The organism is Lactobacillus helveticus DSM 20075 = CGMCC 1.1877 (genome assembly GCF_000160855.1).
GTDB classification, from domain to species: Bacteria; Bacillota; Bacilli; order Lactobacillales; family Lactobacillaceae; genus Lactobacillus; species Lactobacillus helveticus.
The window spans coordinates 528,703-553,882 of record NZ_GG700752.1; the positions used below are offsets into that span (position 1 = coordinate 528,703).

At 38.3% G+C, this 25,180-nt stretch carries 16 protein-coding genes and 3 tRNA genes; 18 read left to right on the forward strand and 1 reads right to left on the reverse strand.

All coding sequences use genetic code 11. The features are described from left to right. Positions 1–30 precede the first annotated feature (30 nt). On the reverse strand, positions 31–1,002 hold the full coding sequence (locus tag HMPREF0518_RS02430) for an L-lactate dehydrogenase (protein WP_003625743.1): 972 nt from the start codon (positions 1,000–1,002) through the stop codon (positions 31–33). A gap of 134 nt (positions 1,003–1,136) precedes the next feature. Between HMPREF0518_RS02430 and pth the strand changes: the two genes are divergently transcribed. From pth to rpoC, 18 genes are all read left to right on the forward strand, one after another. Further along, positions 1,137–1,694, forward strand: coding sequence for an aminoacyl-tRNA hydrolase (pth, locus tag HMPREF0518_RS02435; RefSeq protein ID WP_003625746.1), 558 nt, complete (start codon positions 1,137–1,139; stop codon positions 1,692–1,694). Between the two features lies 1 nt (position 1,695). Further along, positions 1,696–5,193 carry a transcription-repair coupling factor gene (gene mfd, locus HMPREF0518_RS02440; protein WP_003625747.1) on the forward strand — a complete coding sequence of 1,166 codons (3,498 nt, stop codon included), beginning with the start codon at positions 1,696–1,698 and terminating at the stop codon, positions 5,191–5,193. A gap of 11 nt (positions 5,194–5,204) precedes the next feature. Next, on the forward strand, positions 5,205–5,447 hold the full coding sequence (locus HMPREF0518_RS02445) for an RNA-binding S4 domain-containing protein (RefSeq protein WP_003625749.1): 243 nt from the start codon (positions 5,205–5,207) through the stop codon (positions 5,445–5,447). A gap of 65 nt (positions 5,448–5,512) precedes the next feature. Beyond that, positions 5,513–5,890, forward strand: coding sequence for an FtsB family cell division protein (locus tag HMPREF0518_RS02450; protein ID WP_003625751.1), 378 nt, complete (start codon positions 5,513–5,515; stop codon positions 5,888–5,890). Continuing rightward, positions 5,890–6,252, forward strand: coding sequence for a S1 RNA-binding domain-containing protein (locus HMPREF0518_RS02455; RefSeq protein ID WP_003625754.1), 363 nt, complete (start codon positions 5,890–5,892; stop codon positions 6,250–6,252). Before HMPREF0518_RS02450 ends, HMPREF0518_RS02455 begins: the two co-directional genes overlap by 1 nt. 40 nt (positions 6,253–6,292) lie before the next feature. Then, complete coding sequence (gene tilS, locus HMPREF0518_RS02460; protein WP_003625756.1) at positions 6,293–7,549, forward strand: tRNA lysidine(34) synthetase TilS; 1,257 nt, start codon at positions 6,293–6,295, stop codon at positions 7,547–7,549. A 94-nt stretch (positions 7,550–7,643) separates the two neighbouring features. Beyond that, positions 7,644–9,809, forward strand: coding sequence for an ATP-dependent zinc metalloprotease FtsH (gene ftsH, locus HMPREF0518_RS02465; protein ID WP_003625758.1), 2,166 nt, complete (start codon positions 7,644–7,646; stop codon positions 9,807–9,809). Between the two features lie 52 nt (positions 9,810–9,861). Further along, on the forward strand, positions 9,862–10,752 hold the full coding sequence (gene hslO / locus HMPREF0518_RS02470) for an Hsp33 family molecular chaperone HslO (protein ID WP_003625760.1): 891 nt from the start codon (positions 9,862–9,864) through the stop codon (positions 10,750–10,752). Between the two features lie 77 nt (positions 10,753–10,829). Next, entirely contained in the window at positions 10,830–11,855 is a 1,026-nt protein-coding gene (gene dusB, locus HMPREF0518_RS02475) for a tRNA dihydrouridine synthase DusB (protein WP_003625761.1), read from the forward strand. A gap of 15 nt (positions 11,856–11,870) precedes the next feature. Then, entirely contained in the window at positions 11,871–13,421 is a 1,551-nt protein-coding gene (lysS, locus tag HMPREF0518_RS02480; RefSeq protein WP_003625764.1) for a lysine--tRNA ligase, read from the forward strand. Between the two features lie 111 nt (positions 13,422–13,532). Beyond that, positions 13,533–13,604, forward strand: a tRNA-Gly gene (locus tag HMPREF0518_RS02485). Positions 13,605–13,732: 128 nt separating this feature from the next. Beyond that, positions 13,733–14,215 (forward strand): DUF2798 domain-containing protein, encoded by a 483-nt coding sequence (locus HMPREF0518_RS02490; RefSeq protein ID WP_003625766.1) that lies wholly within the window; start codon positions 13,733–13,735, stop codon positions 14,213–14,215. 103 nt (positions 14,216–14,318) lie between these two features. Beyond that, positions 14,319–14,393: transfer RNA gene (locus HMPREF0518_RS02495), tRNA-Gly, on the forward strand. A gap of 35 nt (positions 14,394–14,428) precedes the next feature. Continuing rightward, positions 14,429–14,502, forward strand: a tRNA-Pro gene (locus HMPREF0518_RS02500). A 77-nt stretch (positions 14,503–14,579) separates the two neighbouring features. Beyond that, positions 14,580–15,035, forward strand: coding sequence for a GAF domain-containing protein (locus tag HMPREF0518_RS02505; protein ID WP_003625767.1), 456 nt, complete (start codon positions 14,580–14,582; stop codon positions 15,033–15,035). A 104-nt stretch (positions 15,036–15,139) separates the two neighbouring features. Continuing rightward, the gene (locus tag HMPREF0518_RS02510; RefSeq protein ID WP_003625768.1) at positions 15,140–17,620 is read left to right on the forward strand and encodes an ATP-dependent Clp protease ATP-binding subunit; all 2,481 of its coding nucleotides are present in this window, start codon (positions 15,140–15,142) and stop codon (positions 17,618–17,620) included. Between the two features lie 222 nt (positions 17,621–17,842). After that, the gene (rpoB, locus tag HMPREF0518_RS02515) at positions 17,843–21,484 is read left to right on the forward strand and encodes a DNA-directed RNA polymerase subunit beta (protein ID WP_023192807.1); all 3,642 of its coding nucleotides are present in this window, start codon (positions 17,843–17,845) and stop codon (positions 21,482–21,484) included. A 15-nt stretch (positions 21,485–21,499) separates the two neighbouring features. Further along, a complete protein-coding gene (gene rpoC / locus HMPREF0518_RS02520) occupies positions 21,500–25,153 on the forward strand; it encodes a DNA-directed RNA polymerase subunit beta' (protein ID WP_035504390.1) in 3,654 nt (1,217 codons plus the stop codon). Positions 25,154–25,180: the final 27 nt, after the last annotated feature.

Sequence of the window (25,180 nt, forward strand, 5' to 3'; positions counted from 1 at the left end):
ATGCTCTTTATTAATGAACAAAATTAAAGATTATTGACGAACCTTAACGCCAGTTTCTTTGAAGGCCTTGTCCATAACCTTCTTTAATTGATCTGCTGAAGCAGTCATTAATTCTTGTTCCTTATCGCTTAATGGCATTTCGATAACTTGTTCAAGACCCTTGCGGCCAACAACTGCAGGAGTACCGATGTGAAGATCGTGTAAACCATATTCACCATCCATTGGTACTGAAAGTGGAAGTACACGGTGTTCATCGTTCAAGATAGCCTTAGCGATCATTGCTGAAGCAGTACCGATACCGTAGAAGGTAGCACCTTTCTTGTTAATAATGTCGTAAGCCATGTCCTTAACTTCTTGGTGGATGTCTTCAAGCTTAGATTCAGGCATGTTGTGAGCCTTAACCCAGTCAGCAACCTTTACGCCACCAACATTGTTGTAGCTCCATGCTGGGAATTCAGTATCACCGTGTTCACCAAGCATGTATGCATTAACTGAACTTGGGTCAACGTTTTCCATTTTACCAATAACTTTTTGAAGACGACCAGTATCAAGTGAAGTACCTGAACCGATAACACGATCCTTAGGGAAGCCTGACATTCTCCAAGTTGCGTGAGTTAAGATATCAACTGGGTTAGCAACTACTAAGAAAATACCTTCAAAACCTGATTCAACAACTGGTTCAACGATTGATGATAAAATCTTCAAGTTCTTGTTAACAAGATCAAGACGAGTTTCGCCTGGCTTTTGTGGAGCACCAGCAGTAATAACAACTAAGTCAGCATCCTTACAATCTGGGTAGTCAGCTGCGTAAATGTTCTTTGGAGAAGTCCAAGGAGTTGCGTCAGCTAAATCGATTGCGTCACCTTCAACGCGTTCCTTAGCGATATCGATAATACCTAATTCTTCAGCGATACCTTGTTGTACCATTGAAAATGCAAAGGTAGAACCTACAGCACCATCACCGACTAAAATAACTTTACGAGGTTTTTCCTCTCTTGCCATAACAATAAATCTCCTTTTTATTAGTGATAATTCTAACAAAAAAATTATACCATGATAGTAGGCATTAATAAAATTATTATTTGCTGATTGTGCTATTATATGAAAGATTATGATGTAATGAGGGGTATATATAAATGAAAATAATTGCAGGTTTAGGTAATCCAGGTCAAAAGTATGATAAAACCAAGCACAACACTGGTTTTATGACGATGGACCATTATCTTAATGAAAAAGGTTTGTCATTAGATAAAGACAAGTTTGAAGGACATTGGACTAAGCAAAAAATTAATGGTGAAGATGTAATTTTGCTTGAACCTCAAACTTATATGAATGAATCAGGTCGTTCAGTTAGTCAAATTGCCAATTTCTTTAAAGTAGCCCCAGAAGACGTTTTGATTATTCAAGATGATATGGATATGCCAATTGGAAAAATTAGAATTAGAGCTAATGGTAAAAGCGGCGGCCATAATGGAATTAAAAGCATTATCCGAGACTTGGGAACAGAAAAGTTTAATCGCTTAAAAATTGGCATTCGTCACCCTAAGAACACAACAGTTGTTTCATGGGTGCTTACGCCATTTAACGATGAACAACAAAAATTAATGGATGATGCATTTGATACAAGTGTAAAGATTATCGATGACTTTATTACAGGCCGCGATAGTCAATATTTGATGAATAAGTATAATTAAAATGCGTTTAACAGAAATATTAAAAGAAGATCAAGACTTAAATAATTTTATTGCAAAAACTAAACAAGTAAAGAATTCACTAATCACTGGCGCTAATGCCGGTGCTTTTAGTCTGCTTTTAAAACAAATCGTAACTGAGTTAAAAACTACACTTATTTTAGTAGAGGAAAATGAAAATAAAGCACAAAATTTATATGGAGAGTTAAGTGCAATTTTGCCTGATGGCAGTGTCCAAATCTTTCCTGTCGATGCCACTATCGCTACGCAAACTGCAGTTAGTTCACCAGATGAGTTAAGCAATCGAATTGAAGCCCTCAATTTTTTATTAAGCAAAAAATCTGGGATCGTAGTTACGACTCCGCAAGGTTTGCAGTATAAGCTATCAGATCCGCAAGAGTTTGCTCAGGCAAAAAAAGACTTTGAACCTGGTAAGGAATATGAATTAACTGATCTGAATAAATGGCTTGTCAGTTTAGGCTATAAAAAAGAAGCTTTAGTAGCGCGTCCTGGAGAATTCGCTATTCGTGGCGATATTTTGGATGTATATCCTTTAGATAGAGAAAATCCTGTAAGAATTGAATTCTTTGGCGATGAAATTGATACGATTAAGGAATTTGATTTAGCAACTCAGCGCAGTCAAAAAGAAATTGATCATGTTGAAATTTCTGCAGCTCAAGATCGGGTATTTTCCGTTGAAGCTATTAAAACTGCGGCAGAAGCGATAGAACAAGATATGGGGGATGCACCTGCACCAGACAAGGCAGTCAAAGACCATTTTACGATTGCACTTGATGCATTGAATGCAGGGGTACTGCCTGATAATTATGCCTTTTTGGTAGATTATTTAATTAAAAAGCCAAGCAGCTTATTAGAATATTTAGATAAAAATGGTCAAATCTTAATTGATGATTTGCCCTTGGTTAAACAAGCAGTAGAGACTGTAGATAAGCAAAATACTGCGTTTATTAGCGATGAACTAAAAACTGGTGCGATGTTGCCTAAGCAAACATTGCGCAATGATTTTGATCAAGTATTAACTAAAGACAAACACTATAGAATATATTTCTCTCTTTTCCAGCGCAGTATGGGCCGAATTCGTTTAGGTCAAATGTTCAATTGGCAAACGCGTGAACCAGCGCAGTTCTTCAGCCAGATGCCCCTAATTAAATCCGAACTTGAATCATATCAAAAATCTGGTCAAACGGTTGTATTGCAAGCTGATAATGCAAAAAGAGCAAAGCAAATTGACCAGACAATGGTTGATTTTGGCTTAAATTTGCCAATTGTAGGCGAGGATGAAATTACAGAAGGCAAATCACAAATTGTAGTAGCTGGTTATACTAGTGGCTTTAGCTTACCTTCAGTAAAATTAGTTTATTTGACTGAGCGTGAATTATTTAACAAGCGCCCACAACGTAAAAAGAGAATCAAAACTTTAGAAAATGCGCAAAGGTTACGTAATTATACTGAGCTAAAACCTGGAGATTATGTTGTTCATGTTAATCATGGTATTGGTCGCTTTGAAGGAATTAAAACGCTAGAGAATAATGGCGTAAAACGAGACTATATTACCATTACTTATCAACATGGCGATCAATTATTTGTGCCAGCAGATCAGCTGAGTTTGGTGCAGAAGTATGTGGCTTCTGAAGGAAAGACGCCACATATTAATAAGCTTGGCGGCAGTGAATGGGCTAAGATTAAGCGCAAGGTTCAATCTAAGGTTGAAGATATTGCTGATGATTTGATTGAACTTTATGCTAAGCGCGAGTCGGAAAAGGGCTTTGCCTTTTCACCAGATGATGATCTGCAAAAACAATTTGAAGACGCCTTTCCGTATGCGGAAACTCCGGATCAATTGCGCTCAATTAAAGAAATCAAAGAAGATATGGAAAAACCGAAGCCAATGGATCGTCTTGTTGTAGGGGATGTTGGCTTTGGTAAAACGGAAGTTGCCTTAAGAGCGGCTTTCAAAGCAATCCAAGATAATAAACAAGTTGCTTTTTTAGCACCAACAACCATTTTGGCTCAGCAGCACTATGAAACTATTCAAGATCGTTTCAAAGACTTCCCAGTTAACACTGCCATGCTTTCTCGTTTCCAAACTCCCGCTGAATCCAAAGAGATCATTGAAGGTCTTAAAGAGGGCAAGATCGATTTAGTTGTAGGTACTCATAGACTTTTGTCCAAAGACGTTGAGTTTAAAGATCTGGGATTATTAATCGTTGATGAGGAGCAGCGCTTTGGCGTTAAACACAAAGAACGATTAAAGCAGTTAAAGGCTAATATCGATGTCTTAACACTCACTGCTACGCCAATTCCTAGAACCTTGCATATGTCAATGGTTGGTGTGCGCGATTTATCTGTGATGGAAACGCCACCTCAAAACAGATACCCAATCCAAACTTATGTGATGGAACAAATTCCAAGTGTAGTAAGGGATGCATGTTTACGCGAAATGCAGCGTGATGGACAGGTCTTTTATTTACATAACCGAATTAGCGATATTGATGAAACGGTGGAAAAATTGCAACAACTGATTCCTAATGCGCGTATTGCTAGTGCTCATGGGAGAATGAGTCAAAATCAATTAGAGGATATTTTATATCGCTTTTTGAATCGAGAATTTGATATCTTGGTTACCACCACGATTATTGAAACGGGAATTGATATACCAAATGTCAATACGATGATTATCGAAGATGCTGATCATTACGGTTTGAGTCAGCTTTATCAGCTTCGAGGCAGAATTGGCCGTAGTGCCAGACTAGCTTACGCATATTTTTTGTATCAACCTAACAAGGTGTTAACTGAAGTTGGTGAAAAGCGGCTAGATGCAATCCGTGATTTTACTGAATTAGGCTCAGGTTTTAAGATTGCTATGCGTGATTTATCGATTAGAGGAGCCGGCAATATGCTCGGAGCCCAACAGCATGGCTTTATTGATAGTGTTGGTTATGATTTGTATTCACAAATGCTGAGTGATGCAATTAAAGAACGTAAGGGCAAGAAGACAGTTAAGAAATCAAATGCCGAAATTGATTTAAAGCTTGAAGCTTATATTCCAGATTCATATATTGGCGACCAAGAAGAAAAGATTGAATTTTACAAAAAGATTAAAGCGGTCAATAATCAGGAAGAATTAGATAAAATTGAAGATGAACTAATTGATCGTTTTGGAGATTATCCTGCAGCCGTTGAGAACTTGCTCGCTGTAGCTGGATTAAAAGTAGATGCAGATTTGGCTCAAGTCTTAAATGTACTGAAGAAAGACAATAATACTATTAAGGTTGAATTTAATAATGCTGCATCACATGAACTAGAAGGCCCCAATATTTTTAGAGCCTTAGAGCATGTGAGTCTTAAAGCACGTATTAGTATGAATCAAGAAAAAAGAATGGTTATTTTATTGCAGCTGCCTGATAAAATGAAGAATCGAGTTTTATTTAATGAATTAACTACATTCTTGCAAGCTGCTAGTGAAATAGTACAAAGATAGAGGTATAAATTATGAGAATTGATAAATTTTTAAAGGTTTCAAGATTAGTTAAAAGAAGAACTGTTGCTAAAGAAATGGCAGACCAAGGTCGAATTAAGGTCAATGGCCGAGTAGTTAAGTCAAGTTACGATGTAAAAATCGATGATATTATTGAACTTGGTTACGGTGCTCGAGTAATTAAAGCTAAAGTTTTAAACATTCGCGAAACTACTAAAAAAGCTGAAGCAAGTGAACTTTACGAGTTAGTTGATTGATGACTTTCCCATGAATCGTTGTTATACTTAACGTAAACGATATTTGTTATAACAGAGGATAAAAAATGAATTATGGTCCACATATTTACAATTCGTTAAGTCCTGAAGCCCAAAGAGAACAATTGCGACGTAAACAAGCAAAAATAGAGAAGAAAACGCATCGCATTCGGTTAAATAGAATTGTTGCTATTTTTGCCATAATTTTTGTTGTTTTAGGTGTTCAGATTGCAATTAGGGTTTCTCAAACAGCACGCATTAATAATCAAGTAAAAGCTGAAAAAGAAAACTTGACTAAGGTGAAGAAAACGGCCAATAATTTGAAAACCAAAAGACAAAATCTTAATGATCCAAATTATGTTGCCAAATTTATTCGTTATAAATTTTATTATTCTAAATCAAATGAAAATGTTTATAACGTGCATGAAAGAAATGATAATGACTGATGAAAAAGTATCAAGCCGGTAACCGGGTAACCGGGGTGATTAATAATATTACCGATTCTGGTATTTTTGTTACATTGCCTAATAGACATTCAGGATTAGTTCATCATAGCGATTTTGGCAATAATTGGGCGCGAGAAAGGCGACAATATCAGGTAGGTCAAGAAGTTCGCGTAGTTGTTGTGCATATTTACAAAGGTAGATTTAATCTGTCAATTGCGCGTGTAAATGATCCTGACTTGGTTGATCATGACAATCAATTCTCTGATACTAAACCTGCAGAATTTGATCAGGTTTTAAACAAGGTAAGTAGAGATGCCAAAAAAGAAATTAATGAATTGAAAAAGGTTTTAAATAAGAATTAAAAATGACCCGTGGTGGGTCATTTTTTCGTTAGGGATATTTATGAAAATAGCAGATTTCTTTAGAGAAAATAATATAAATGTAACCGATAAAAAATTACTAGTAGCTGCAAGTAGTGGTCCTGATTCAATGGCTCTACTTGATATGCTTAAAAACCTACAGGATAATGCACATTTTAAATTGATGGCAGCTCATTTTAACCATCAATTAAGAGCAGATAGTGAAGAAGAAAGTAAACTTCTTAAAAAGTACTGCAGCGAAAATCATGTGCCATTGTTTATTGCTAAATGGCCCAAGGAAGATCAACCTAAAGTGGGAATTGAAGCTGCTGCTAGACATGCGCGATATGCATTTTTGACGCAAATGGCTAAAGAGAATAATGCTGATTATTTGTTAACTGCTCATCATGGGGATGATTTGCTGGAAAATATTTTGTTGAAATTCATTCGTTCAGGCAATCCCGAAGAAATGAACAGTTTGCAAATGATAGGCAAAATGCATGGCATAAAGCTCCTGCGGCCGTTATTAGGCTACAGCAAAGCTGAGTTATTGCAATATAATCAAGAATATCAAATTGATTTTGTAATTGATTCAACCAATCAGGCTGATGAAACCATGCGTAATCGCTTGCGTCATCATGTGGTGCCATTACTCAAAAAAGAAAATCCTGCCTTAATCAGGAATGCGCTCTTTTTTAGCCAAAAAATGGATGAGTTGATTGATTATGTTGATGAAAAAAATAGTGCAATGGGGCAACTAGAATCCTTTTTGAATGTGGCCTATCGCATTAAGAGTGAGGCTTTGAGTCAACTGACAGAGAAAGAAAGAATTTTTTTCTGGCAAAGAACGATTTGGCAAAAATATCATCGACGCGTTAATGAAAATTTAGGTAATTTTGTAGTAATGGAATATCAGAATTACTTTTATTTGTATAAAAAGCAAAATATCCTGGAAGTAAGAAAACAGGAAATTAATCTAAATCAACCATTTGTGTTCAGAAATAGAAAAATGGTGTTAAGTACTGAAAGGAAGACAGATTTAAAGCTAATTGGTGATTTTTGGTTTAAGCCGGATACTGAATTTAGCATGGGAGAGTTAGTTCCTGGCAGTAAGCTTCTGCTTCAAAATGGTCATCATGTTAAAGCGAAAAAGAAGTTTGCAGAAAATGCGATTCCCTTGGCTTTGCGACCATTTTGTTTAGCCATTTATGCGGAAAATGAGCCAGTTTTTGTAGAGAAAATTTATCAAAATCAAAATTGGACTAAAAATGGCAAACATTATTTTCTATATAATTCTTAAAAAGTCTTCAAAATAGTTGAAAATATTAGTGGTAGCATCTTATTTTGTGATAAAATTTTAAACGTACAACTTAGAGACTTTGCGGAGGTTTTTTATGAAGAATAACCGGAATCGGCTGTTATCGAACGGCCTATTCTATATAGTTGTGTTCCTTTTGCTCCTATGGGGAATCAACTGGGCACTCGGCGGCTCTAACAGTGGTGGTAGCTCTGAAAATATCAGCTATTCACAATTTGTTAAAGATTTGCGTCAAGGCAAAGTTAAAAACTTTAGTGTTCAACCTGCAAATGGTGTATATACCATTTCAGGTAGTTACAAGACTGCACAAACAACAAAGAATCAATCAAATAATAGTTTTGATTTCTTTAGTAATAACTCAAGTAGAAAAGTATCACGCTTCTCTACCACTATGTTACAGAATGATTCTACCGTTTCTAACGTGCAAAACTTGGCACAAAAGAGTAACGCTCGGATGACGACTCAAGGAGAATCACAGTCTGGCAATTGGATTTCAACCATTGTCATGCTTGTGCCAACCGTTTTGTTTATTGTCATGCTTTGGATGATGATGAATCAGGGTGGCGCTGGTCGTGGTGGCAGCGGCGGAATTATGAATTTTGGTCGTTCACACGTCAAGCCAGAGGATCCTTCTAAGAATAAGGTTCGTTTCTCTGACGTAGCCGGTGAAGAAGAAGAAAAACAAGAATTAGTAGAAGTTGTTGAATTTTTAAAGGATCCATCAAAATATACTAAGTTAGGTGCCAGAATTCCATCTGGTGTTTTACTTGAGGGTCCTCCTGGTACTGGTAAAACTTTACTTGCTCGTGCTGTAGCTGGTGAAGCTAACGTGCCATTTTATTCAATTTCAGGTTCTGACTTTGTTGAAATGTTTGTTGGTGTTGGTGCAAGTCGTGTACGTGATTTGTTTAACAATGCCAAGAAGAATGCACCAAGTATCATCTTTATCGATGAAATTGATGCCATCGGTCGTCGTCGTGGCAATGGCACAGGCGGTGGCAACGATGAACGTGAACAGACTTTGAATCAATTGCTGGTTGAAATGGATGGTTTTGAAGGCGATGAAGGTGTTATCGTCATTGCTGCTACTAACCGTTCTGACGTTTTGGACCCAGCTTTGCTTCGTCCAGGTCGTTTTGACCGTAAGGTTTTAGTTGGTCGTCCAGACGTTCGTGGTCGTGAAGCCATCTTGAAGGTTCACGCTAAAAACAAGCCACTTGCTCCAGATGTAGACTTGAAGGAAGTTGCTCGTCAAACTCCTGGATTCGTTGGTGCAGATTTAGCTAATGTCTTGAATGAAGCTGCTTTGGTCGCTGCTCGTAGAAATGGCACTGAAATTACTGCTTCAGATATTGATGAGGCTGAAGACCGTGTCATCGCGGGACCAGCTAAGAAGGATCGTTTAATTGCTGAACCAGAAAGACGTCGTGTTGCTTTTCACGAAGCAGGGCACTCAATCTGTGGTTTGGTTTTAAGTGATTCTAGAACAGTTCGTAAGGTAACTATTGTGCCACGTGGCCGTGCCGGTGGTTACAACATTATGTTACCTAAAGATGACCAATTCATTTTGACTAAGAAACAATTATTTGAACAAATTGTTGGTTTAATGGGTGGTCGTGCTGGTGAAGAGGCAACTATTGGCGATAAGTCAACTGGTGCTTCTAACGACTTTGAACAAGCTACTGCTATTGCTCACAGTATGGTAGTAAATTACGGTATGACCGAATCATTAGGAATGGTTGAACTTGAAAAAGAAGGCGAAACCAATCCATACGGCTTTAAGCCATACAGTGAAGCTACCTCAGCTAAAATTGATGAAGCTGTTAAGAAAATCTTGGATGAAGCTCACGCTAAAGCTCTTGAGATTGTTAAGGAAAATAAGGAAAAGCATAGAATTATTGCAGAAGCCTTGCTCAAGTATGAAACTTTAGACGAAAAGCAAATCATGTCTTTGTATAAGACTGGCAAGATGCCTGAAAAATACGAAAATGAATATCCAAGTGAATCTAAGGCTTCAACTTATGAAGAAGCTAAGGCTGCCGCAGAAAAACGTGAAGTTGAAAAGGCAGAAAAGAAAGATTCAGATCAAGCATTGGCTGAACAAGAAAAATCTGCTTTGGAAACTCTATCAGAAAAGAATCACGAAGTTGAAGAAGAAAATCCTGAAAATCCAGAAAAAACGGGAAGTTCAGATAAATCAACTGAAGATCATTCGGCGGATGAAGAACACAAAGATAACTAAATGAAAATGGGGCCTGTAATGGGCTCTATTTTTTTAGAGAGAAGGATTAAAAATGAGTGATTATTTAGTAAAATCAATTGATAAAACTAAAAATTTACGTTTGCTAACAATTACTGCTAAAGATGTTGTTGGAGAAGCACAAAAGCGTCATGATTTATGGTCTGCTTCTGCTGCTGTACTTGGTCGTACACTGGTTGGCTCATTGCTTTTAGCAGGAGCAGAATTAACAGATAAAGAAGAATTAACAGTTAGATTGTTAGGCAATGGCCCCGTTGGACCAACCATTGTAACTGCAATGTCAGATTTGAAGGTTAAGGGATATGTAAAGAATCCGCATATTGCTTTGTCACCAAAGAAGAATGGCCATATTGATGTGAAAAAGGCCGTTGGTCAAGGGATGCTCGAAGTTACCAAGGACTTAGGTTTGAAAGAGCCTTATACTGGTCAAGTGCCAATTGTCTCTGGCGAAATTGCAGAAGATTTTGCATACTACTTAACTAAGTCAGAACAAATTCCATCAGCTGTTGGTTTATCTGTTTTCGTTAATCCCAATAATTCTATTGGTGAAGCTGGTGGCTTTATGCTTCAAGCTTTACCAGGTGCAAGCGATGCTTTGATTACTGAAACGATTAAGAGAATCAAGGCATTGCCAGCTCTTTCTACCGAATTTTTAGATGGTATGACACCAGAAGATTTAGCTCGCAAGATCTTAGGCACTGATTGCAAGATTCTTGAAAAAGATGATGTTGCATTTAGTTGTGACTGTTCTAAAGAAAAATATGCTGGTATTCTTGAAACTTTGAAGAGTTCACAATTAAAAGCCATGATTAATGAAGATCATGGAGCAGAACTTACTTGCAATTTCTGCGGAAATAAATATCATTACACTGAAAATGAATTAAAAGATATCTTAGCTAAGAAAAAAGAAGAAAAAGATTATTAACTAAATAAAAAGTCCTAGGGTTTTGTCCTGCGGGGCTTTTTTGATATTATAATAGGGTATTTTGAAAGGATGATTTGGTGGATAACAGCTGGAAAATTCGCGATATCACCATTCCTAACCGAGTTGTTGTTGCGCCGATGGCGGGAGTTTCAAATTCAGCATTCCGCGTTGTATGTAAGGGATTCGGAGCTGGGCTGGTTGTTTGCGAAATGATTTCTGATCATGGAATTATTTATCGAAACAAAAAGACCTTAAGTATGATGGATGTGGATCCACGAGAGCACCCAATGAGTATTCAGATTTTTGGGGGAACTGAAGAAACATTGCTTCAAGCTGCTCAATATATTGATCAACATACTGATGCTGACATTATTGATATTAATATGGGTTGTCCTGTACCTAAGGTAACCAAGACTGATGCTGGTTCAAAATGGCTGCTTGATTCGAATAAAATTTATCAAATGGTCCATGCAGTAGTGCAGAATGTTCAAAAACCTGTCTCTGTTAAAATGAGAACTGGTTGGGATAAAAAGCATGTATTTGCGGTAGAAAATGCTTTAGCGGCTCAAGAAGCAGGCGCTAGCATGATTGCAATGCATGGTCGAACCCGTAAGCAAATGTATCAGGGCGAAGCAGATTGGGAGATCCTGCACGATGTTGCTCAAGTGCTCGATGTTCCTTTTGTGGCTAATGGCGATATCAGAACCCCTGAGCTTGCTAAGAAAGCACTGGATGAGATTGGTTGTACTGCGGTGATGGTAGGACGTGCGGCTTTAGGTAATCCTTGGATTTTGAAGGATATGACCCATTACCTAGAGACTGGTAAAAAATTACCGCCACAAACGGTACGTGAAAAGGTAGAAACTGCTAAGCATCAACTTCATGCTTTGATTAAAATTCATGGAGAAAAGCGTGCAGTGCCAGAATTTCGTCAACAAGCGGCATACTATTTGAAGGGAATTCCCCGTTCGGCCCGTACTCGTGCTAAAATAAATGAGGTCTGGACGCGTCAAGAAGTATATGACTTACTCGACAATTTTGTTGATGAGTATGAAAAAAGAGAAAAAGCTCGTGCTGCAAGACGCGCGACAATGAACAAATAATGGAGGAAAAATAAATTGGCAAAGAAGGAAATGAATGACCAATTACGTGTTCGTCGTCAAAAGATGGACGAAATGCGTGAAAACGGAATTGAACCATTCGGTCAAAGAAAGTTTGATCGTCAAGATTTGGCAAGTACTTTGGAAGAAAAGTATGGTAAAGAAGATGAAGACGAATTAAACGATGATATGCCTAAGACTAAGATTGCAGGTCGTATGCTTGCAAAACGTGGTAAGGGTAAAGTAGGTTTTGCAGACCTTTACGACCGTACTGGTAAGATTCAAATTTATGTACGTAAAGACATCGTAGGCGAAGACAACTACAATATCTTCAAGAAGTCAGATATTGGTGATTTCTTGGGTATTGATGGGGAAGTTATGAAAACCGATACTGGTGAGTTGACTGTTCGTGCTACTCACGTAACCTTCTTATCTAAGGCTCTTCGTCCTTTGCCAGACAAGTACCACGGCTTGAAGGATGTTGAAGCAATCTACCGTCAACGTTACCTTGACTTGATTACTAATCGCGATAGCTACATGCGTTTTGTTCACCGTACTCAAATTATCCAAGCTATTCGTGATTACTTGAATAAGCAAAACTTCTTGGAAGTTGAAACTCCAGTATTGCACAACATTCCAGGTGGTGCTGAAGCTCGTCCATTTATTACTCACCACAACGCTTTGGATATTGACCTTTACATGAGAATTGCTTTGGAACTTCCACTGAAGCGTTTGATTGTTGGTGATATGGAACGTGTTTACGAAATCGGTCGTGTATTCAGAAACGAAGGTTTGGACACTCACCACAACCCAGAATTTACTGAACTTGAAAGTTATGCTGCATACTGGGACTTCCACGATGTTATGGACGAAGCAGAAGGCATTATTCGTGCTGCAGCTAAGGTTGTTTCAGATGATGGCAAGATTACTTACCAAGGTCAAGACATTGACTTAGGCAAGCCATTCCGTCGCATTCACATGGTTGATTTAATCAAGGAAAAGACCGGCGTTGATTTCTGGAAGCCAATGACTCTTGAAGAAGCAACTAAGATTGCTGAAGATCACGATATTCATGTTGAAAAGTTCTGGAAGGTTGGCCACATTATTAACGCTTTCTTTGAAAAGTACTGTGAAGAAACTATTGTTGACCCAACATTTGTTTACGGTCACCCAGTAGAAATTTCACCACTTGCTAAGAAGAATGCTGACGATCCAAGATTTACTGACCGTTTCGAAATTTACATCATGGGTGAAGAATACGGTAACGCCTTCTCAGAATTGAACGATCCTGATGATCAACGTGCTCGTTTCGAAGCTCAAATGGAAGAACGTGAAGCAGGTAACGATGAAGCTGATATGGTTGATGAAGATTACCTTCGTGCTATGGAATACGGTATGCCACCTACAGGTGGTTTGGGTATCGGCATTGACCGTTTGGTAATGCTTTTGACTGATGCTCCAGCTATTCGTGATGTTTTGCTCTTCCCAACAATGCGTCCAGAACGTGCTGAATCAATTGATGCCGAAGTTAAGGCTGATTTAGCTAAGAAGAATAAAGAAAACAAGTAGAATAAATTACTAAAAGATAAGCTATTTTGGAAAAGAAAATAGCTTATTTTTTATTTTTTTGAAAAAAGGTATTGCAAAGTGAAATGGTTTTGCTATAATAATAACTGTTCTGCGGAAGTAGTTCAGTGGTAGAACATCACCTTGCCATGGTGGGGGTCGCGGGTTCGAATCCCGTCTTCCGCTCTAAGATGAAGACTCATGATTGTGAGTCTTTTTATTTTTATAAAATCTAAATTTTTAGCGTATAACGGTTCAGCAATTCTTTATTGAATTTTGCTGAACCGTTTTTTTCTTTGAAAGAAAGGTTAATTATGAAAAAAGGCTATATGCAATTACCACACAATGTTCATGAAACTATGATTTTTATGGGGATTGTTTCAATTATCTCGGTAAATATTATTACGCCATTAATTTCAATGTTTGAGACAAGTTTTAGTTGGCATAATTATTTAATGACACTATCAATTATTCCATTCATGTGGATGGCAGTAATTATAATCGTTTTGCTTGCACAAAAACCTGCAATAGTTTTAAAAAATCAATTTGTTGATAAGCATGATAGTTTTGGCGCACAAATTACTGTTAATATTCTGTGTAATGTAATTATTATTTCTGTGATAATGACTATTATTGGGACTTGGATTGGTCAACGGCAAATTTCATTTGCTCCTTTTTATACTTATTTCAATAATTGGCCACGAAATTTTGGCATAGCATTTGCTGTTGAAGCTTTAATTGCTCAGCCGATTGCGCGTAAAGTATTACTATTTAAACATATTCATTTGGCAAATTAATGTGGATTGATATGTTACAACAGTTGATTATGGTGAAAATCAAACTTTTTTCAAAAAAGGTATTGCAAAGCATAAATGATTTGCTATAATTATATTTGTTGTTGCGGAAGTAGTTCAGTGGTAGAACATCACCTTGCCATGGTGGGGGTCGCGGGTTCGAATCCCGTCTTCCGCTCCAAGATAGAAGGCTCACTGAATGGTGAGCCTTTTTTACGGGAAATGGCTCAGTTTGGTAGAGCGCTGCGTTCGGGACGCAGAGGCCGCAAGTTCAAATCTTGTTTTCCCGATAATGAAAAGCTGTCTAGTAGGACAGCTTTTTTCTTTTTGTTATAATAAGCTCTAAAATCATAGGGGATGTTTATAGATGACTGCAGCCAAAAAAGAGGAATATGAATTATTAGTTGAGCAAGCAAAAGCATTAGTTGCTGGAGAATCAGATTGGATTGCTAATACAGCCAATTTATCTGCTCTTTTGTTTAATTCATTGAATAATGTTAACTTTGCCGGCGTTTATCGGTTTGAAAACGGTGAGTTGATTTTAGGACCATTTCAAGGGATGCCAGCTTGCGTTCATATTCAAATGGGCAAGGGCGTTTGTGGTACAGCAGCTCAAACAGAAAAAACACAAATTGTTCCTAATGTTCATGAATTTCAGGGACATATTGCATGTGATAGTGCTTCTAATTCTGAAATTGTTGTGCCTATTTTTAAAGATGATCAACTTTGGGGCGTTTTTGATTTTGATTCAACTAAATTAGATAATTTTGATGAGACAGATAAAAAGTATTTAACTGAAATTGCAAACGTGATTTTTGCATAATTATTTGCATAGTTATAATGAACTTGGATATAAGTCGAAATATTTTACTAACTGTTAAAATAAAAGTACAATACCATAGCGTATTTTAAAGGGATGGTGTTTATATGGAAAATTCATATAGTAAAAGCGCTAATCAAGTGTTAGAAATTGCGCGTGAACAAGCACAGGAGTTTCATCATCGGCTAATTGGTACTGAGCATGTGTTATTGGCTATGGTGATTGAAACTGAAGGTGAAGCAGGAAAAATCTTGCGCTCATGGGGATTGACGCCAACTGCCGTACGAGAAGAGATTGAACGTTACACAGGCTATGGTTCAGCAGCTAAGTCAAGCTACATGGAAATGTCACCTCGTTTAAGCTTAGCGTTAGATTATGCCAAAAGACAGGCTGACCAAGGTGGATATAAAGAAATTGAAACTAATCATGTTTTGCTAGGAATAACTGCTAGTGAACAGGTTTTGTCAGCCATGATTTTAAAGAACTTAAATGTTGATATTGGCCGTTTGCGTCAAGATATTAATGACAGCTTGGATCAAGAACAAGACTTTGGCGATTCAGCAAGCTGGTTAGGCAATAGCAATACCGCTACTAGCCAAAAGAAACGTAAAAATAGTACTACACCAACTCTAGATAAAGTAGCGGTTAATTTAAATCAACGTACCCGTGAAGGTGGAATTGATCCAGTTATTGGCCGTGAAAAAGAAATTAAGCGAGTTATTCAAATTTTATCTCGTCGTACTAAGAACAATCCAATTTTGGTAGGCGAACCTGGTGTAGGTAAAACTGCGGTCGCCGAAGCAATTGCTACAGAAATTGTTAATAAAAAAGTTCCAGAAGGCTTGCTTGATAAGCGAGTAATGGCTCTTAACATGGGCAGTTTAGTAGCAGGCACTAAGTATCGTGGTGAATTTGAAGATAGAATGAAAAAGATTTTGGATGAAATTGCCAAAGACGGTAAAGTCATTCTATTTGTCGATGAAATGCATACTTTGATTGGTGCTGGTGGTGCTGAAGGGGCAATTGATGCTTCTAATATTTTGAAACCTTCACTTGCGCGCGGCGATATTCAAATGATTGGTGCTACTACATTTGATGAATATCAAAAGTACATTGAAAAGGATCAAGCATTGGCTCGTCGTTTCCAACAAGTACGTTTGAATGAACCTACTAAGAAGGATACGTTAGCTATTTTAAAGGGACTTAGACCTAAGTATGAAAAGTTCCATCATGTGACTATTTCAGATGCTAGTCTTGAGGATGCTGTTGATTTATCTAGTCGGTACATTACTAATCGGTTCTTGCCAGATAAGGCGATTGATTTGGTAGATGAGGCTAGTGCAGCAGTTAAAATTAGAACTAATGTTGGTTCAAACAAAGATTTAGTTCAAATTAATGAAAAGATAAAGAATATTATTGAACAAAAGAATGAAGCAGCTGCGAGTCAGAACTTTGTTAAAGCAGCTCAACTCCAAGAAGCACAAAACAATTTGCAAATGCAGCGAGAAGAAATGGAGAATGCATTGCAAGTTAAGGTTAGTGCTGAGGCTGTTGTTGGCCCCGAAGATATTGCTAAGGTAGTATCTGACTGGACAGGTGTACCTGTTACTCAGATGAAGAGGGATGAAAGTCGCCAATTAGCTAACTTAGAGAGCATTTTGCATAAACGCGTGATTGGGCAAGATAAGGCTGTTTCAGCTGTAGCTCGTGCAATTCATCGTAGCAGAAGCGGTATTAAGGATGAGCGCCGTCCAATTGGATCATTCTTGTTCTTAGGGCCAACAGGTGTAGGTAAGACTGAATTAGCTAAATCAGTTGCAGCAGCAATGTTTGGGTCAGAAGATAATTTGATCAGATTAGATATGTCTGAATACATGGATCAAATTGCCTCAAGCAAGTTAATTGGCTCAGCTCCTGGTTATGTTGGCTATGAAGAGGGCGGACAACTTTCTGAACAAGTTCGTCGTCATCCATATTCAGTTGTTTTGCTTGATGAAGTGGAAAAAGCTCATCCTGATGTATTTAATTTGCTTTTGCAAGTTTTGGATGAAGGATTTTTGACAGATTCTAAAGGCAGAAAAGTCGACTTTAGAAATACAATCATCATTATGACTTCTAATTTGGGTTCACGTACGTTATTTGACAGCAAGGCTGTAGGTTTCAATGCTGATAAGGTTGACCAAGCTAAAGTAAGACAAGCTAAAGTTCAACAGGCAATTAAGCAATTCTTCCGTCCGGAATTTTTGAACCGAATTGATGAAACGATTATCTTTGATGAATTAACTAAGAAGCAGTTGCGGGACATTGTAACTTTACTTACTCACAAGTTGGTAGTTCGTTTGCAAAAGAAGGGAATTACGCTTAGGATTTCCCGTGCCGCTTTGGATAAAATTGTTAAAGATGGTTATGACCCTGAAAATGGTGCTCGTCCACTTAGAAGAGCAATCCAAAATGATATCGAAGATAAATTAGCAGAAATGTTGATTATAGGTGAAGTAAAAGCAAACGACACTTTGAAAATTGGTAGTCAACATGGTCATTTGAAATTTGATGTTGTGCCAGAGAAAAAACTGGTGAAAACTAAGTAATATCAAGCATCAGACCTTGACAAAAAGCAAAAAACGATGTAAAATTTTTACTGATTTAAAAAGACTGAGATTCAGGATTTTGCTGATCTATTGTCCAGCAAAATGATAAGGACAAAAACGAGAAAACTTCGTTTTTGTCTTTTTTATGCCTAAAATTGCAGTTTTTTGAATTTGTAACAGAAATGTAATATTTGCTTTCTTAGACAGAAAGGATGTTTTTCCTTGTTAAATGGACACGTAGTGAACTACGGTAAACATCGAACTAGACGTAGCTTCTCTCGCATTAAAGAAGTATTGAAGCTTCCTAACTTAACTGATGTTCAAACCGAATCATATAAGTGGTTTCTTGATAAAGGCATTAAAGAAGTTTTTGATGACATTATGCCTATTAGTGACTTCTCAGGTAAGCTTTCATTAGAATATGAAGGCTACAAGCTTCAAAAGCCTAAATATACAGTTGATGAAGCTCGTGATCACGATGCGACTTATGCTGCACCAATGCGCGTAACCTTAAAGCTTACTAACCAAGAAACTGGTGAAATTAAGACTCAAGATGTATTCTTTGGCGATTTACCATTGATGACCGAATCAGGTTCATTCATTGTTAATGGTGCTGAAAGAGTTATTGTTTCTCAATTAGTAAGATCTCCAGGTGTGTACTACACTGGTGATTACGACAAGAATGGTCGTCAAATCTTTGGTACTACAGTTATTCCTAACCGTGGTGCTTGGCTTGAATATGAAACTGATGCTAAGAATGTTTCATTTGTTCGTGTAGACCGTACTCGTAAGTTGCCACTTACTGTATTGATTAGAGCTATGGGTATCGGCTCTGATAGTGACATCATTGACATGTTTGGTCAAAGCGATACTTTACAATTTACTTTAGACAAAGATGTTCATAAGAATCCAGCAGATTCTCGTGTAGCTGAAGCCTTAAAGGATATTTACGAAAGATTACGTCCAGGTGAACCTAAGACAACTGATTCATCACGTTCACTTTTGTATGCTCGTTTCTTTGACCCACGTCGTTACGACTTGGCACCAGTTGGTCGTTACAAGATTAACAAGAAGCTTTCACTTAAGAACCGTTTATACGGTCAAACTTTAGCTGAAACTTTGGCTGATCCAGATACTGGTGAAATCATTGCTAAGAAGGATACTGTTGTTACTCACGAAGTAATGAACAAGTTAGCTCCATACCTTGATCGTGATGACTTTAAGATGGTAACTTACCAACCTTCAAAGGAAGGCGTATTACAAGATCCTATTACAGTTCAAGAAATTAAGGTTTACTCAAAGGTAGATCCTGAACGTGAAGTTAAATTAATGTCAAATGGTCATATTGCTGCAGATGTTAAGCACTTAACTCCAGCAGATGTTTTGGCATCAATTAACTACTTCTTTGCTTTACAAGACAAGATTGGTACCACTGATGATATCGACCACTTGGGTAACCGTCGTATTCGTCGTGTTGGTGAACTTCTTCAAAACCAATTTAGAATTGGTTTAGCAAGGATGGAACGTGTTGTTCGTGAAAGAATGTCAATCCAAGATCCTTCAACCGTTACTCCACAACAATTGATCAATATTCGTCCAATTGTTGCAAGTATCAAGGAATTCTTCGGTTCATCACAACTTTCACAATTTATGGACCAACACAACCCATTAGGTGAATTGACTCACAAGCGTCGTATGTCAGCCTTAGGGCCTGGTGGTTTGACTCGTGACCGTGCTGGTTATGAAGTTCGTGACGTTCACTATACTCACTATGGTCGTTTGTGTCCTATCGAAACTCCAGAAGGTCCTAACATTGGTTTGATCAACTCACTTGCTTCATACGCAATTATTAACAAGTATGGTTTCATTGAAACTCCATACCGTCGTGTATCTTGGAAGACTCACAAGGTTACTGATAAGATCGACTACTTAACTGCTGATGAAGAAGATAATTACATCATTGCCGGTGCAAACACTCCTTTAAATGACGATGGTTCATTTAAGAGTGATGTGATCTTAGCTCGTCAAAAGGAAGATAACGTCGAAGTTACTCCTGATAAGATTGACTACATGGACGTTATTCCTAAGCAAGTTGTTTCTGTAGCTTCAGCATGTATTCCATTCCTTGAAAACGATGACTCTAACCGTGCTTTGATGGGTGCCAACCAGCAACGTCAGGCAGAACCTTTGATCAACCCACATGGTTCACTTGTTGGTACCGGTATGGAATATCGTGCCGCTCACGATTCAGGTGCTGCTTTAATTGCTAAGGCTGCTGGTACTGTTGAATACGTAGATGCAAATGAAATCCGTATCAGACGTGAAGATGGTACTTTAGACAAGTACACTCTTGAAAAATACCGTCGTTCAAACAACTCTAAGTCATACAACCAAACTCCTAATGTTAAATTAGGTGATCATGTTGACGTAAGTGATGTTATTGCTAACGGTCCAACTATGGATCACGGTGAACTTGCTTTAGGTCAAAACCCACTTATCGCTTTCATGACCTGGAACATGTACAACTACGAAGATGCCATCATGCTTTCAGAACGTTTAGTTAAGGATGATGTTTACACTTCAATTAGTATTGAAGACTACGAATCAGAAGCTCGTGACACTAAGCTTGGCCCTGAAGAAATTACTAGAGAACTTCCTAACATCGGTGAAGATGCTTTGAAGGATCTTGATGCTAACGGTATTGTACGTGTCGGTGCTGAAGTTCACGATGGTGATATTTTGGTAGGTAAGGTAACTCCTAAGGGTGTAACTGAATTATCTGCTGAAGAAAGATTACTTCACGCAATCTTTGGTGAAAAGGCTCATGAAGTTCGTGATACTTCACTTCGTGTACCACACGGTGGTGGCGGTATCGTTCAAGACGTTAAGGTTTATACTCGTGAAGCCGGCGATGAACTTTCACCAGGTGTTAACACTATGGTTCGTGTTTACATTGCACAAAAGAGAAAGATTCAAGTTGGGGACAAGATGTCTGGTCGTCACGGTAACAAGGGTACTGTTGCTGCTGTTGTACCAGAAGAAGATATGCCATACTTACCAGATGGTACTCCAGTAGACATTTGTTTGAACCCAATGGGTGTTCCATCACGTATGAACATCGGACAGCTTCTTGAATTACACTTGGGTGCAGCAGCACGTCAATTAGGTATTCACGTAGCTACTCCAGTATTTGCTGGTGCTAACGAAAATGACGTTTGGGACACTGTTCGTCAAGCTGGTATTGATAAAGATGGTAAGACTATTCTTTACGATGGTCGTACCGGTGAACCATTCCACAACCGTGTATCTGTAGGTGTCATGCACTACTTGAAACTTACTCACATGGTTGATGACAAGATCCACGCTCGTTCAATTGGGCCTTACTCATTAGTTACTCAACAACCTTTGGGTGGTAAAGCTCAGTTCGGTGGTCAGCGTTTCGGTGAAATGGAAGTTTGGGCTCTTGAAGCTTACGGTGCAGCTTACACATTGCAAGAAATTTTGACTTACAAGTCAGATGATGTTGTTGGTCGTGTAAAGGCATACGAAGCAATTGTTAAGGGTGAAAGAATTCCTAAGCCAGGTGTTCCAGAATCATTCCGTGTTCTTGTTAAGGAACTTCAATCATTAGGTTTGGATATTCGTGTTCTTGATATGAATCATAATGAAATTGAACTTCGTGATATGGATGAAGATTCAAGTGAACACTTAAACATTGATTCATTGTCACGTATGGCAGAAGAACAAGAAAAGAAGAAGTTAGCCGAAGAAACTGGAAAATCAGAAGATAAGAAAGAAAACAAGAAAGATGCAGATAAGCTAGTAGCTCCTGCAGATGAATCTGACGACGAAGTTTCTAAATAGTAGGAGGTTAAACTTTTGATCGACGTAAATAAATTTGAAAGTATGCAAATTGGTCTTGCATCACCTAACAAGATCAGAAGCTGGTCATATGGTGAAGTTAAGAAGCCTGAAACCATCAACTACCGTACTTTAAAACCTGAAAAAGATGGTCTATTTGATGAAAGAATCTTTGGACCAACTAAAGACTGGTCATGTGCCTGTGGTAAATATAAAGGTGTTAGATACCGTGGTATCGTTTGTGACCGTTGTGGTGTTGAAGTTACCTCTTCAAAAGTAAGAAGAGAACGTATGGGACACATTGAATTAGCTGCCCCTGTAACTCACATTTGGTACTTCAAAGGTATACCATCAAGGATGGGCTTAGTATTGGACATTTCTCCAAGATTGCTTGAAGAAGTTATCTACTTTGCTGCATATATCGTAATTGATCCAGGTGATACTGATCTTGAGCCTAAGCAATTATTGACCGAAGCAGAATATCGTGAACAAAAGGCTAAATATGGCAACCGTTTTGAAGCTAAAATGGGTGCTGAAGCTATTCGCGAATTGCTTAAAAAAGTTGACCTTGACAAAGAAGTTAAGGATTTGAAGAAAGAACTTCAAACTGCAACTGGTCAAAAACGTACACGTGATATCAGACGTTTGGACATTTTGGATACATTTAAGAACTCTGGTAATAAGCCTGAATGGATGGTTATGGATGCTGTTCCAGTTATTCCACCAGATCTTCGTCCAATGGTTCAACTTGAAGGTGGACGTTTCGCTACATCAGATTTGAACGATTTATACAGACGTGTTATTAACCGTAATAATCGTTTGAAGAGATTGCTTGATTTGAACGCTCCTAATATCATCGTTCAAAACGAAAAGCGTATGCTTCAAGAAGCTGTTGATGCTTTAATTGATAACGGTCGTCGTGGTCGTCCAGTTGTTGGACCAGGTAACCGTCCACTTAAGTCACTTTCACACATGCTTAAGGGTAAGCAAGGTCGTTTCCGTCAAAATTTGCTTGGTAAGCGTGTTGACTACTCAGGTCGTTCAGTTATCGATGTTTCACCAAAATTGAAATTCTATCAATGTGGTGTTCCTCGTCCAATGGCTTTGGAATTGTTTAAGCCGTTTGTAATGCACGAATTGGTTAAACGTGGTATTGCTTCTAACATTAAGAATGCTAAGCGTAAGATTGATCGTGAAGATGATGATATTTGGGATGTACTTGAAGATGTAATTAAGGAGCGTCCAGTTCTTTTGAACCGTGCACCTACTCTTCACCGTTTGAGTATTCAAGCATTTGAGCCAGTTTTGGTACCAGGTAAGTCAATCAGACTTCACCCATTAGCTTGTGAAGCCTACAACGCCGACTTCGATGGTGACCAGATGGCCATCCACGTACCACTTTCAGACGAAGCTGTTGCTGAATCTCGTTTACTTATGCTTGCTGCTCACCACATCTTGGCTCCTAAGGATGGTAAGCCAATCGTTACTCCATCACAGGATATCGTTTTGGGTAACTACTGGTTGACTCAAGCTGAACGTGGTCGTGAAGGTGAAGGGATGATCTTTAGTTCACCTGCTGAAGCTACTGTAGCTTATGAAAATGGTGACATTCACTACCACACTATCATTGGTATGTCAGCTGATGCTATGCCTAAGAAGCCATGGCCACAAGGTCATGAACATGGCATTTTCATTACTACATACGGTAAGCTTGTCTTTAACCAATTATTCCCAGATGATTACTTCTACATCAACGAACCAACTGAAGAAAACTTAAATAATCCTTTGGATGCTAAGTACTTCTTGGGTGAAGGTCAAGATATTCATGACAAGATTGATGAAGTTGGCGATGATTTAATTGCTACTCCATTTAAGAGTGGTTTCTTATCTGATTCTATTGCTACTATTTACAAGTACTACAAGGTTCAACGAACTTCAGAATACTTGGATGATTTGAAGAAGTTAGGTTACACTAGTTCAACTACTTCAGGTATTACCATTGGTATGAATGATGTTCCAGAAATTAAAGATAAGGATGAAAAGGTAGCTAAGGCACGTAAACAAGTTGATATTGTTTCTAAGCAATTCAGACGTGGTTTAATTACTGAACAAGAACGTCACGATCGAGTAATTAGTATTTGGAACGCATGTAAGGACGAAATCCAAAACGAAATTGCTCAAATTCACTCACCACGTAACCCAATTTCAATCATGGCCGACTCTGGTGCCCGTGGTAACATTTCAAACTTTACTCAGTTAGCTGGTATGCGTGGTTTGATGGCTACTCCTAACGGTGGTTTGTTCGAAATCCCTGTTACTTCAAACTTCAAGGAAGGTTTGTCAGTATTGGAATTGTTCATGTCAACTCACGGTGCTCGTAAAGGTATGACTGATACTGCTTTGAAGACTGCTCAGTCAGGTTACTTGACTCGTCGTTTAGTTGATGTTGCTCAGGACGTTATTATTCGTGATGATGATTGTGGTACTGATCGTGGTATTACAGTTAGTGCCATTATGGAAGGTGATGAAATGATCGAACCATTATTTGATCGTTTGGTTGGTCGTTTCACTGCTGAAACAGTTAAGGATCCTAAGACTGGTGAAGCTATCGTTGGTAGAGATGTTATGATGGATGAAAACATGGCTCATAAGATCTGTGATGCAGGTGTAACCCATGTTAAGATTCGTTCAATTCTTACTTGTGATACTCCACACGGTGTATGTCGTAAATGTTACGGTATGAACCTTGCTACTGGTGAAGAAGTTGAAGTTGGTGAAGCAGTTGGTACTGTTGCCGCTCAATCAATTGGTGAACCTGGTACTCAGCTTACTTTGAGAACTTTCCACAACGGTGGTGTTGCCGGTGCCGAAGATATTACTCAAGGTTTGCCTCGTGTGCAAGAATTGTTCGAAGCACGTAACCCTAAGGGTCGTGCAACCATTTCTGAAGTAGATGGTGTAATTGATTCAATTCAAGAAAACCCAGCAGACCATACTCGTGAAATTACTGTTAAGTGTAAGATTGATACTAGAAGTTACAGTGTTCCTTACACTGCTTCTGTGGCTGTATCTGAAGGCGACTATGTTCACCGTGGTGATAAGTTGACTCTTGGTTCTATTGATCCTAAGGAATTGATCCAAGTTACTGATACTTTGACTACTGAAAAGTACATATTGGCTGAAGTTCAAAAGGCATATAGAATGCAGGGTGTAGACATTGCCGACAAACACGTCGAAGTATTGACTCGTCAAATGCTTCAAAAGGTACGTGTCCTTGATCCAGGTGAAACTGACATCTTACCAGGTGAAGTTATGGATATCGGTCAATTTAGAGACCGTAACAAGGAAGTTATTATTTCTGGTGGTATCCCAGCAACTGCACAAAGCGTTATCTTAGGTATTACTAAGGCCGCTTTGGAAACTAACAGTTTCTTGTCAGCTGCTTCATTCCAGGAAACTACTCGTGTTCTTACTGATGCTTCAATCAGAGGTAAGAATGATCCACTTCTTGGACTTAAGGAAAACGTTATTATCGGTAAGATTATTCCTGCTGGTACTGGTATGCCTGTATACCGCAACATGGAACCTGAAGCTGACGTTAAGAAGCCAGATTCAGTTTACTCAATTGGTGATATTGAAAAGCAAATGAAAGAAAAAGAACAAAGTAAGTAAAACTAGTTCTATATAAAAAGCGTTTCT